This window comes from Brevibacillus antibioticus, from assembly GCF_005217615.1.
Classification (GTDB): Bacteria; Bacillota; Bacilli; order Brevibacillales; family Brevibacillaceae; genus Brevibacillus; species Brevibacillus antibioticus.
Window position 1 is genome coordinate 1,239,107 of the sequence record NZ_SZNK01000001.1, and the last position, 14,105, is coordinate 1,253,211.

Annotated in this window: 2 protein-coding genes; both read left to right on the top strand. The window is 47.8% G+C overall.

The features are described from left to right. Position 1: 1 nt before the first annotated feature. On the top strand, positions 2-3,913 hold the full coding sequence (locus E8L90_RS06175; protein WP_162309045.1) for a type I polyketide synthase: 3,912 nt from the start codon (positions 2-4) through the stop codon (positions 3,911-3,913). Then, positions 3,910-14,103, top strand: a complete 10,194-nt coding sequence (locus E8L90_RS06180; RefSeq protein ID WP_137028449.1) for a type I polyketide synthase — start codon at positions 3,910-3,912, stop codon at positions 14,101-14,103. The genes E8L90_RS06175 and E8L90_RS06180 overlap by 4 nt, the downstream gene beginning before the upstream one ends. Positions 14,104-14,105: the final 2 nt, after the last annotated feature.

Consider the following 14,105-nt stretch of genomic DNA (forward strand, 5'->3'; position numbering starts at 1 on the left):
ATTGGATTTCCTATCAATTAGCGTAGACCAAATCTTACAAAACAGTCAGACGCAAATAGATGAGATACAGGACAAAGATATCGCCGTGATCGGTATCTCCCTGCGCTTTCCGATGGCAGATACAGTCCAACAATTCTGGAACAACATCAGAAACGGTGTAGATTGCGTCCAAGCGATTCCAGCAGCACGACGTAAAGATGTCGACAACTTGCTGCGTCACCTCAATAAACTACATCCGAGCTTGTCCTATGCCAAAGGAGCATATTTGGATCGAATCGATACGTTTGATCATACCTTTTTCAAAATTTCTCCAAACGAAGCTCGTTTGATAGATCCCAACCAGAGAATTTTTTTGGAGACGGCGTGGAGTGTGCTAGAGGATGCCGGGTATGGTGGCGACAGCCTGGCTGGGACTCGGACGGGCATCTATCTAGGATATGGTTCGGATGGGGACTATAAACGCTATATCGCTGAGATCGAACCGGAATCTATAGCATTGGCTACGACGGGAAATGTACGTCCACTGATCGCCAGCCGTTTGTCGCATATCATGAATTTCCGTGGGCCAAGCATGATTGTCGATACGACATGCTCCTCCTCGCTAACGGCGGTTCACCTGGCTTGTCAGGCGATCCGTAGCGGCGAGTGTGAGCAAGCCATTGCAGGCGGTGTGCAAATCCATTTAATCCCGGTCCGCAATGTGGAGATCGGCATAGAATCCTCCACGGGTCATACGCGAACGTTTGACGACAGCTCTGATGGTACAGGTACGGGCGAAGGGGCGGCTTGCGTGTTGTTGAAACCGTTGCACAAGGCATTACGCGACGGTGATCATATCTACGCGGTGATCAAAGGGAGCGCGGTGAACCATGATGGCACTTCCGCCAGTCTGAGCGCACCTAATGCCACGGCGCAAGAAGATGTCATGATCAATGCATGGCGTAAGGCTGATTTCGATCCTGAGACCATTACCTACATGGAAGCCCACGGGACGGGAACTAAGCTCGGCGATCCAATTGAGATTGATGGGATTAAGAGAGCCTTTTCAAAATTTACTGACAAAAGGCAATTTTGTGCTATCGGTTCGGTCAAATCGAATATCGGACATCTGGACAATTCGGCTGGCATTGCTGGGCTGCTCAAAGCGATTCTTGCCTTGACCCATCAGGAATTGCCGCCGACGCTTCATTTTACAAGGCCCAATCGGAATGTGTCATTTGAGGATTCGCCTGTTTACGTCAATGACTGCTTAACAAAATGGCATGTGAACGACCACCCCCGGCGCTGTGGCATAAGCTCCTTTGGCATCAGCGGAACCAACTGCCACATCGTATTGGAAGAAGCACCACCGAAAATGCACATCACGAATTCGGAGCCATGCCCTACCTGGCAGGTACTGACGCTTTCAGCCAAAACAGAAGAAGTGTTACTTACGCTCGTAAACCGGTACCGAGATGTACTTACTGAGACTGACAATCGGTTAGAAGATATCTGCTATACCGCAAATACTGGCAGAGGTCATGATGCACACCGTTTGGGCATTCCGGTGCGCAGCTTAGAACAACTTCAGTCAGCACTTGCGACCATCAGTTCAGTAGGCCTCACGGAAGAAACGCTTAAAACACAAGGTATTTGGTACGGCAGCCATCGTATGCTCCTCAACGAGCACGAACAACGTGAAGGAAGAACTCTTACAGAAGAAAGGATGCAAATGCTGAGTGCCAAGGCCAACGCCGCCGTTCATCAATGGTTGCAAAGCGGCAAGCTGGACCAAGACCTGCTCCATAAATGGCTCGACCTATATATCGATGGGGCCAAACTTGATTTTGGAGCCTTATTCACCGAAAAAAAATACTACAAAATCCCATTACCAACCTATCCGTTTGCCAAAACACGTTGTTGGCTCAAAGTGGGTACTTCGTCACAGAGCAATGCTAAGCTTTTCTACGAATCAATCTGGAAGCAGAAAGATCTGCCAATGGGCACACCATCCATCGGAGACGGTTCTGTACTGATTTGGAAGGATGAAATGGGTATAGGTTCACAAGTAAGCCGACTTCTGCAACACCAACAGATACGGGTGATTGAAGCTGAATTTGGAGAGCAATTCAGAAAACGTTCAGACAACACATTTGAGGTGCGGTCCGATTCGCTGGATGATTACCACAGACTGTTTCAGGAGCTAAAGGATGTTCAGATCAGCCAGATATTGCATTTTGCTTCGATTACAGCTGATTGCGAGGCAAAAACGATTGACCAGCTAAACGTCCATCTTAAAAAGGGCGTCATCGGCCTCTTTTATCTGGTAAAAGCGCTAGGGAATCAAATGAATCGAAACCCGTTAAAGCTGACGCTGATTTCGCAAAATGTCTACGAAGTGACAGGGTCGGAAAGTTATTTGCGACCTGAGAGCGCTGCCCTGTTTGGTCTGGGAAAAGCGGCTCATCTGGAGCTTCCGGAATTGACCTTCCGATGCATCGATATAGAAGAGGATGCTAGTGTAGAGCTGCTTGTCCACGAACTGCGGTTGTCCACGCAGGACTTCATAGTGGCTCTGCGTGACGGAGCACGTTATGTGGAAGAGATCAACGAGTTAGACGCTTCCACTTGTGGTCGTGATCGAGACGTCAAGATCAAAGAAAACGGTGTATATCTCATTACTGGCGGCCTGGGGAAAATCGGTCTTGCATTTGCCAAACATTTGGCTACACGTCAGCATGTGCATCTAGTCTTGATTGGGCGTACCCGTCTTCCAGAGCGTGGGCTGTGGGAACAAGTCGTGCGATCTGGCGAAAAAACGGAGTCAACCAATAAGATCAAGGAGCTTCAATCACTTGAACAAGCAGGTGCAACGGTAGCTTACTATCCGTGCGATGTGGCAAGTGAAACCGAACTGGAAGCAACCTTGCAACTGATTCGTGAACGATTTGGAAAAATCGATGGGATCTTCCATTGCGCTGGCATTGGTAGCCGCATGCAAGGCAGTCCGATCAAAACCGAATCGATTGACATATTTCAAAACGTCATTGCTCCGAAAATACAAGGAACCTGGCTATTGAATCAATTGACGATACAGGACAAGTTGGATTTCTTCTATTCATTTTCTTCCTCGATCACGATTGTGGGCGGAATTGGCAGCAGCCATTATACCGCTGCCAACTCCTATTTAGATGCCTTTTCCCATGCTCGCAACAAGTATGGCATGCGTGCGCTGGCGCTGGGGTGGGCGGCATGGGGGGAAGATGGAATTTTAGATAATCACAAGCATTTATTTCAGATGCTGTCGGACCAAGATGGCATCGAGGCTTTTGAACAGATTATGGATATCAAGAAGAGCCGGGTGATTGTCGGACGGATGAATTATTCGTCTTCCCTTTTTGAAATCGGCGAATACCTGCCATTCCGCTTGTCTGATCAACTGTATACGACCGTCTATAACCACCGCTTGTCTAACCAGGACCAATTCCCGACAACAGCTGTGAAAACGAACGTAAAAGACGAGGTCAAACTGATAGGCGTACCTAGCGACTCTTTTGGAGAGGTCGAGTTGCAAATTGCCCAAATCTGGCAAGAGGTTCTGGGCTTTGAGGAGTTCCATCTCTATGACAACTTCTTCGAGATTGGGGGCGACTCGATCATGATCACCAAGGTGCATGCGAGTTTGGAGAGGATTTACCCCGGAAAAGTCGTGATCGGCGATTTATTCTCTCACCCGTCGATTTCCAAGCTCGCCGCATATATTCGTGCAAAAGAGGGTGTGCAACGACCGAAGGACAGGAAAGAAAAGAAGGAGCCTGAAAAGTCTGCTGATTTGACAGGGGACATTTCCGACTTGTTGATAAATATCAAGAGAGGAAAGATATCGATTGAAAGCGCGGTCAAAAGCTTTCAGTCCTTGGAGGGCCAATCATGAAGAAACTAACCCAGACTATATTTGAAAAAACCGTATCAGGAAAAATAGACGAACAAACCGGAATTGAATTGCTGACGCTTCTCAAGCAAGAAGAAGAGGCAGAGGCGGCAGATGATATTGCGATCATCGGGATGTCTGCGCTATTGCCATCTGCATCGAATGCGGAGCAGTTTTGGCAAAATATCAGCCAAAAAAAAGACTGTATCATTCCGTTCCCGCAATCCAGATGCGACGACAGCCTTCCTTTTCTCACTACGTACACACATGTAAGCCCGGATTCTGCTGAGTTTCAAGAAGGCGGTTTTCTTGATGCGATAGACAAGTTTGACTATAAATTTTTCCGTTTGCCTCCGAAGGAAGCAACTTTGATGGACCCACACCAGCGATTATTTTTGCAAACAGCTTGGGAAGCGATTGAGGATGCAGGGTATGGCGGAAGACTGACAGAAACCAAAACAGGCGTCTATCTCGGTTATGCCAACTGGCCGGCCTACGGGCAAACCATTTCTCTGTATGAGCCTGACCTGACCAGCATGGTGATCCCGAGCAATTTGCCATCGAACATCGCTGCACGAATTTCTTACCTGTTAAATCTAAAAGGCCCAAGCATGCTGATCGACACAGCATGCTCCTCATCATTGGTGGCTACCCATATCGCTTGCCAGGCGCTCCAACGTGGAGAGTGCGAGCTAGCCATCGTCGGCGGGGTGAAGGTCAACTTGTATCCAGTAAAAGGCGTTTTGAGCGCTGGCATTGAGTCGGATGATTTCCGTACCAGGACGTTTGACCATCAGTCGTCCGGCACAGTTTGGGGAGAAGGCTCCGTGGCCTTGCTGCTGAAACCGCTGCGCAAAGCACTCGCAGATCGAGACATGATCCATGCGGTAATCAAAGGTTCGGCGATTAACCAGGACGGGAACTCCGTAGGGATTAGCGCTCCGAACATGGAGAGGCAAGAACAAGTGATCGTCAGTGCTTGGGAGAATGCGGGGATTGATCCTGAAACCATCACCTATATTGAAGCGCATGGCACAGCAACCCGCTTAGGCGATCCGATTGAAGTGGAAGCGATCAACCGGGCATTCCAACGTTATACGGACAAAAAACAATTTTGTGCAATCGGCTCGGTTAAAAGCAACATTGGTCATCTGGATTATCTCTCCGGGATGGCGGGTTTGGTCAAATCGATCTTGGCACTCAAACATAAAAAGCTGCCGCCAACCTTGCATTTTACTCGGCCTAATGCCAACATCCCGTTTGAGGATTCACCGGTTTACATCAATAACATGCTACGGGAGTGGGAAACGGATAAGCATCCACGTCGGTGCGGCGTCAGTTCGTTTGGATTCAGTGGAACCAACTGTCACGTGGTGTTGGAAGAAGCTCCCGTTTATCCACTAGAAAGCGGGAGGGACGAAGAGACCGTTCACCTGCTGACGCTTTCAACCAAGAGCGAAACCTCACTTCGTCGTTTGGTGGGCCACTTTCAAGACTACCTGTACCATGCTGATGATGTTGTGCTAAGTGATCTTTGCTATACCGCTAATACGGGACGGGAGCATTACGACTACAGACTTGCCCTCGTTTTTTCTGATCAAAACGATTTACAGGAGAAGCTGCAAGTCATCGTCGATAGTCCATTCGAAGCTCTCGATGTGGCCGATGTATATTACCGCAAAATCAAAAGGAGCACAGGCAAAAAAGAAGCGCTGGAAGAAGGAGAGCTGTCCTCTCAGCAAATGCATGATTTGACCAAAGCATTACAGCAAAAACTGATTGATCACCGAGGGGCAGGACTGATCGACGAGCTGTTTTTGCATGAAGTAGCGATCTCTTACATACAAGGGGCTCAGGTGGATTGGGAACAGCTCTACCTGGACAAGAACCCTTACAAGCTGAATCTGCCAGTTTATCCGTTTGATCGGGAGCGTTGCTGGTTTGATTTCGGTTCGGCAAGCTATGCAGCCTTCACTGAAACAGCCGCTACAGTTACCAGTGAAGGTGTCAGATTCGCATCTAACCAAAAGTCGACTTCGTTAAAGCAGGTCACGTTGACCGGACGAAAAGATAACAACTACACCGTAACCGAACAATTCATCGGAACCATCTGGGGTGACGTTTTAGGGCTGGATGACATTAACATCCATGATAGTTTTTACGAATTAGGTGGGGACTCTGTAATCGCGATGAACGTGATTGCTGCAATGGAAAGAAAAATCGGAAAGAAGCTGGAGATGTCCGGTCTGTTTGAAAAGCAGACGGTCCACGACTATGCAGCATACCTGGATGAAAAAGGATTCGGTGACAGCAAACTGTGGGAAGAAGCGTCAGGTACGGTGTCGGTTGAAGATCCTAATCCAGAGGATTTCGACCAGACGTTCCCATTGTCGGAAGTGCAAATGGCATATTTCATAGGGCGTAACGACAATTTTGAGCTGGGTGGCGTCTCCACCTATAGCTATTTGGAAATTGAGACCGAGTGGGATATGGAGAGGTTAAACAGAAGTTTGCAGAAGATAATCGATCGTCATCCAATGCTGCGTGCTGTAATCCTTAATTCGGGCGAACAGCAATTCCTCCGCGATTGCGAGCCGTACTACATCGAAGTTCAAGATATTAGCGGCTTGGGACAAGAAGAACAGCTAGAAGTGATTGAACGAGAGCGGCAGATACGTTCCCACTTCGTCTTCGATACGGAGAGGTGGCCGATGTTTGAGTGCAAAGCCTTGAAGCTCTCCGACAAGAAACACTACCTATTCGTCGGTTTTGATGCCTTGATCGTGGATGGCAGCAGTGTGCAGATCATCTGCAAGGAACTGGTGGAGGGCTATGAGCAGCCAGAAAAAGAGCTGGCACCGCTTTCTTTCACCTTCAGGGACTATCAGATGGCCTACAGTAAAATGAAGCAAAGTGAGCCATATCTGGCGCATAGAGCCTGGTGGCTGAACAAGTTGCCTGACTTCCCGTCAGCTCCGAAACTGCCGATGAAAGCAAGCTTGTCCAGCATCCAAAAACCACAGTTCCGTCGCTTTCGCAAAATGTTTTCGCAAAAAAAGTGGCAACAAATTCGCAAGCTCGCGCAGGAGAAGCATGTGACGCCATCGGTGCTGTTATGCAGCATGTATGCGGAAGTCCTTGCCTTCTGGAGCAACCAACCAAAATTGGCGATCAATTTGACCTTGTTCAACCGACTTCCATTCCATCCTGACGTTCCGAACATCGTCGGTGATTTCACCTCACTGATTTTGTTGGATGTGGACACCACCTCAAGCGATTCGTTCTGGGAACGTGTGATGCTTGTACAGTCCATACTAATGTCCTCACTCGAGCACCGTTTCTACGATGGTATCGAATTTATACGCGACTACGTGAAGTATCACAACATGGAAGTCGGAAAAGCTGTTATGCCATACGTTTTTACCAGCATGCTGAGTAACCGGGAGGGTGGAGACGGTTATTTGAGTAAGCTGGGTACGATTAAAAAAGGCATTTCCCAAACGCCGCAGGTCTTTTTGGATAATCAAGCCTCCGAAATGGACGGGCAGCTTTGCATCACATGGGATTACGTTGATCAATTGTTTGATGAGAAACTAATCGCAGTGATGTTCGATCAATATGTTTCGATGATCGATTCAATGGCAGAAAAAAAAGACATGCCGACTCTGGAGATCTCATTTGCCGACCGTCAATTGATTGCCGAGTATAACGACACCACTGAGCCGATCGAACCAACTACTCTGCATCAGTTGTTTATTCAGCAGGCGAAACGAGTACCGCAAAACATTGCCGCCATGGATGAATATACACAGATTTCTTATCGTGAGTTGGACGAAAGATCCAACCAAGTCGCAAATGCCCTTGAGAGCCAAGGGGTCGGTCTGCATGACTTTGTGGCGATCTCTGCGGAACGAAGAGTGGAAACCGTTATCCATATACTCGGTATTCTGAAGATCGGGGCAGCCTTTGTGCCAATTGATCCAGAATACCCGGCTGAACGCAGGGACTATATCTATAAGTACAGCAATTGCATCGCCATGATCGACTCAACTATGGACGTGTCTTCCTTTAGCAATGTCTACGAACCGAGCGCCGACACCTTCCATGTCAGAAACACTGCATATGTAATCCATACATCAGGAAGTACAGGAAATCCAAAAGGCGTAGTCATCACGCACGCTGCCGTAACCAATACAATTCTCGATATCAACCAAAAATTTAACGTTACAGATACGGACAAGCTGATCGGCCTTTCTTCCTTCTGTTTTGACTTATCTGTGTTCGATTTGTTTGGTGCGTTAAGCGCGGGAGCCAGCTTGTACATCGTGGCTGACTCACGAGACATGAGCGAGATGATCCGATTGATGAACCACCACCAGTTTACGGTGTGGAATTCGGTGCCAGCATTTATGGATCTATTGATGGAGCAGGTTCCAGACGACTTTCTCAATGAAAGTTTGCGTGTCGTGATGTTAAGTGGTGACTGGATTCCCGCACAACTGCCAGCCCGTATCGTGCAGAAATTTACACAAGCCGAAGTCATCAGCTTGGGCGGTGCAACGGAAGTGTCCATTTGGTCGATTTATTACCCGATTAAGGACGTAAAAAGACATCAACTCAGCATTCCATATGGGTATCCGCTTGCCAATCAAACCTTATATGTGCTTAACCACCGCATTGACTTTTGCCCAGTAGATGTAATGGGTGAGCTCTACATCGGTGGGGTGGGACTGGCCGAAGGTTATCTCAATGAAATGGAAAAAACCAATTCAGCCTTCATCAAGCATCCGACGCTCGGGCCGCTTTATCGCACAGGTGACTATGGCATACTGCGTCGAGAAGGTTATATCGAATTTTTGGGCAGAAAAGACCATCAGATCAAAATCAGAGGCTTCCGTATCGAGTTGGGTGAAATCGAGAACAGCCTGCTAGCTTATCCTGGCGTGCAACGTGCCGTCGTCTTGGTGCGTGAGGAAAAGGGGAAAAAGCTGCTTATCGCCTACTTCACTGCAAGCGGGAAGATTCCATCGGCGGACCTGAAGGCCTTTGTGGCAAATAAACTGCCAGAGTACATGGTGCCAAGCGGAATCGTTCAACTTTCCGAAATCCCGTTGTCAGCTACGGGAAAAGTGGATCGCAAACTATTGCAAGCACTCGAAGTTTCTCTGGATTTGGGCCACACCTACACTGCGCCACGCAATGAGACGGAACACCAATTGGTACGCATTTGGCAAGAGATCCTCAATGTGGAAAAAGTAGGTATTCAGGACAATTTCTTTGAACTTGGCGGAGACTCATTGAGATTGCAACGGGTCAAAAATCGGATTGAAAACAAGTTTAATTTGAAAATATCAGTAAGCAAGCTGTTTGAGGAGCCAACCGTGGAAGGTCTCGCCAAGTATATTTTCGCTATGGATGTATACGATTCGATTGCTACTCCGGTTCAAGTCCAGTTGGAAGCAACCGCCAGCGTTCAAAAGGCGAACGTGGAGAAGGCCAACGTCTATTATTGGTCGCCTGTTGTCCACTGGCAGCGCAATGGCGACACGATCAAGATTGGTTCCTACGAAGTCAAAGATCCGGCTCTCGTACAGCTGCTCCCAGAAATTTATTTCCTATCACAAAAAGGTGTAACGGCAGACAGTTTGAACCAAATCTTTAACCACCTGACGCAAGCCGCCCTGCATGACTTGATGCAAGAACTTGTTGATCGACGGATTCTGATCAACTCACTGCTTACACCGATGGAGATTTTCGCTACACAAGAAACTCTGTTTTCTCATCCGTATGGCGAAGAGATTCTCTACGATGCCCAAGCTTTGGAATCTTACAAACGCAACATTCAAGCGAAACGTACACAGGTGAGTACGTCTGAGGAAATTGCGCTGACTCAAACCAAGCCTTTTCCAGCGTACATTAGCAATCGCAAATCTCATCGTGTGTTTGAAACGCAAGAGGCGATTCGTTGGGAAGACTTCTCCCATGCGCTATCGATCCTCAAACAACATCAGGCCGACCCGAACATTCGTTACTACTATCCGAGTGCCGGTGGAATGTATCCTATTGATACTTATATCTATGTGAAAGCGGGCCGGGTCGAAGGACTAGCGGAAGGAATTTACTACTTTAATCCAGTTCGCAATTCTTTACAGCTTGTCAGCAACGGAAAGCTGGAAATGGAAAAAATGCATTATATAGGAAATAAGGAAATCGGTCTGCAATCCGCTTTCACCGTATTCTTCATTTATAAACCAGAAGCGAATATGCCGAAGTACGGGTTTAGAGGGTATTACTATGCTGTGCTCGACACTGGCGTAATGAGTGCGATGTTTGCCCAAGCAGCCGAGTTGAACGGGCTTGGAACCTGCTCGATCGGTGACCTTGATTTTGACAAGATCAGAAAGTATTTCCGATTGAATGATAATCAGGTATTCATTCATGCGATAGAAGGTGGCTTGAAGGCCCAGCAACAGTCCATTCGACTCTTGCCAAAACAGGAATATTACGCAGTCTCCTCTGCGCAAAAGCGGATGTACATCCTCAATCAACTGGATCAGGAGGCGCTCGGCTATAATACACCCGCCGCCATGATGCTTGTGGGACGATTGGACAGAACGAGACTGGAAGAAGCTTTTGAAGCGTTGGTCAAACGTCATGAAGTATTGCGCACGTCCTTTGCCTTCGTTGACCAAGAGCCTGTTCAAATCGTCCACGACTCGGTCTCTTTTCAAGTGGGGTATGTGGAAGCCGCTGAAGAGGAAACATCCCTTTATGAAATGATCAGGCAGTTTATCCAACCGTTCAACCTGGTTGAAGCTCCGCTATTCCGTGTTCAACTGGTGAAAGTCGAGGAAGAGAAGCATCTGTTGTTCTTCGACTTGCACCACATCGTGACAGACTGGACATCGTCAGGGATTTTGTTGCATGAGTTCGCAACTCTATACAATGGCGGTGAATTACCAGCGTTGTCGGTTCAGTACAAAGAATTTTCCGCTTGGCAGAACGATCAGCTGGAAAACCATCCAAAATTAAAGCAACAAGAAGATTACTGGATGCGCTTGCTTGAGGGGGAGCTTCCTGTACTGCAATTGCCGACAGACTACCCACGACCTGCTTTGCAAAACTATGAAGGGGCACAAGTTCGCTTGTTCATCGACACATCCCTTGTGAACGGACTAAAGCAAATCAGCCACGAAACCGGCTCTACATTGTACATGGTACTGTTGGCCGCAGTAAACGTGCTGTTGTCCAAATATTCCGGTCTAGAGGACATCCTTATCTGCTCGCCAGTCTCTGGACGGGAGCATGCTGATCTGGAATCGCTGCCGGGGATATTCGTCAACACGCTGGTGTTACGAAACGAACCGCGAAGTGCTCTGTCTTTCCGCGAGTTTGTCGTCGATTTGCGAGGTCGTGTCCTCGAAGCGATGGAAAACCAAGCATATCAATTCGATTCTTTGGTCAATAAACTTGATCTGGCCCGTGATACCAGCCGTAACCCAATCAGTGACATGATGTTTATCATGCGGGAAAACTGGGTGACCGCGCTCCAACTACATGAGCTGCAAATCCAACCATATGAGTTGGAATTGCATATCAGCCGCTTTGACCTGACATTTGAAGCGATTGAACAGGCTGACGGTATCCAGTTGGACTTGCTATATCGCAGAAGCCTGTTTGAACCAGCTACGATTGAAAAAATGGGACACCACTTCATCTGCATACTCGAACAGATCGTACAAAATATTCAACTACCGCTGTCCGAGATAAGTATGTTGCCAAAAGCTGAATATCAACAGCTGCTGACGCTGCACGACACAACTATCCCATATCAACGAGATAAATCGATTGTGCAATGGTTTCAAGAACAAGTGAATCGTTCACCTGATCGAACGGCAGTCATCTACGAAGACCATGGTATGACCTACCGTGAATTGGATGAGCGAAGCAGCCTCTTGGCAAAATTGCTCATCGCCAAGGGAGCAGGGCAAGATCAGATCGTTGGGATCATGGTAGAGCCGACATTGGATTTGATGGTTGGGCTGTTTGCCATTTTGAAAGCGGGCGGAGCGTACATGCCGATTGACCCTGCCTATCCACGGGAGAGGATTGAGTACATGCTCCAAGACAGCGGAGCGCATGTCTTGTTAACACAGTCCTGCTTGCTTCCGAATGTTCATTATGCAGGTGACGTGCTTTGTCTCGACGATGAGAAGGTGTTCCAAAAGGCGGATGAGCTGCAGTACGCATGGGAGCCAGTCGCTCATGACCCCGATCAAACCGTCTATGTGATCTACACGTCTGGCACCACAGGTAATCCAAAAGGCGTAAAAGTCAGACATCACTCGCTCGTCAACCTGCTCACATGGTTTACCGAGGAATTCGACATCAATGAACAAGAGCGTATTCTGCTAATTAGCCCGATCGGTTTTGATTTGTCGGTGAAGAACCTTTTCAGCGCTCTGTTAAAAGGGGGAACTCTGGTCATCTATCCGAGTGGTTTGTACGATTACAACACCATGTCAGACACCATCGCCAAACAGCAAATCACGCTTATCAACTGTACGCCAAGCGCATTTTATCCCTTAATCGAATTTAATAAACAAAATCAATTTGAGCGAATCAAGTCTTTACGAAAGGTATTCCTCGGAGGCGAGCCGATCAACTGCCAGTTTTTTATTCCATGGCTCGAATCAGAAAACTGCCAGAGCGAGATCGTCAATACATACGGTCCGACTGAATGTACAGACATCAGTGCCTTTCACCGGCTGGACAAGGACAAAATCTACGGATCCGTCACCGTACCAATCGGCAAACCGGTGTACAATACCAGCCTGTATATCGTTGATGCGAACAACCACCTTGTTCCATATGGCTTACTTGGAGAGTTATGCATCGGTGGTGAGATGGTGTCCAAGGGATACCACAACAAACCAGAACTAACTGCAGAAAAATTTGTCCCCAATCCGTTTGTGCCGGGTACTCTGATGTACAAAACAGGTGACTTGACAAGATGGTTGCCAGACGGAAGCATCGATTTCATCGGACGAGTTGACAATCAAGTGAAGATTCGCGGCTACCGGATAGAATTGGGTGAAGTTGAGAAGATACTGCTTAAACATGAAAAAGTAAAAGACGCAGCTGTGATCGTCAAGCAGACGCAAGACGACAAATACCTGCGCGCCTTCTATATTTCCGAAGAATCGTTATCAAGCCACGAACTTAGAGTCTACGCGCAAGAACAAATGCCGCATTATATGGTTCCACGCAGCTTTACCTTGCTGGAACAATTGCCGTTGACACCAAATGGAAAAGTGGACAAAAGAACGCTTGGTCAGTTCGACGAACAAGCCGAGATGCCACAAGAGGGCTTTGCACCGAAAACGGATGTGGAAGAACATCTTTTCTATGTATGGAAGCAGTTGCTTAATACTCCCTACATCGGGGTCAACGACAGTTTTTTTGATCTCGGTGGTGATTCACTCTTGGTCATCCGAATGCACGCTATGCTGGAGGAAACTTATCCAGGCAAGCTAAGCGTCTCTGATTTGTTTTCGTACCCGACGATTTCCCGCATGGCAGCGTTTATCAACCAAAAAGCGGAGCAAAAAAGCATTCAGCTTCAGACCATGCCACTTCCTGCCGATTTTCTGCCTAAGCGGCAAGACAATCAAGAAGCCAAGTCACTCAAGGTAAGAGTAGATGAGGATACCGCAGGCCAAGTCAAGACCGTCGCGGCGAAGCTGGGAGTCGTGACTCCAGTACAAGTTATGTTGGTTGCCTATGTGATGCTGCTTGCTGAAATCACCAGCGAGTCATACGTAGCTGTTCAGATGATGAACGGTCCCGACAGAGAGGTAAATCAGTTGACGATTCGGCTGGCCGAGGTAAGAGAATTGGCTGACCTGTTCACGGTCATGCAGAACGGTTCACCTTATTCGATGAACGAGATCAAACAGCTGAAGCCTGATCACGATGAGGCCTCGATTCTCCCGTTGTTCTATGTCAATCAGCATATAGAGAAGCATCTTCTCAAGCACTACGACCTCTGTCTCAAACTAGTGGATGACACAGACGGCTACAGCTTGATTTGGGATTACAATTCTCGCAGGCTCGACACAAACAGGGTAGAAGGATTGATCCATGCCTATGCCGCAATTTTGAAGCTCCTCAGCCACAAACTTTTGTCGTAACG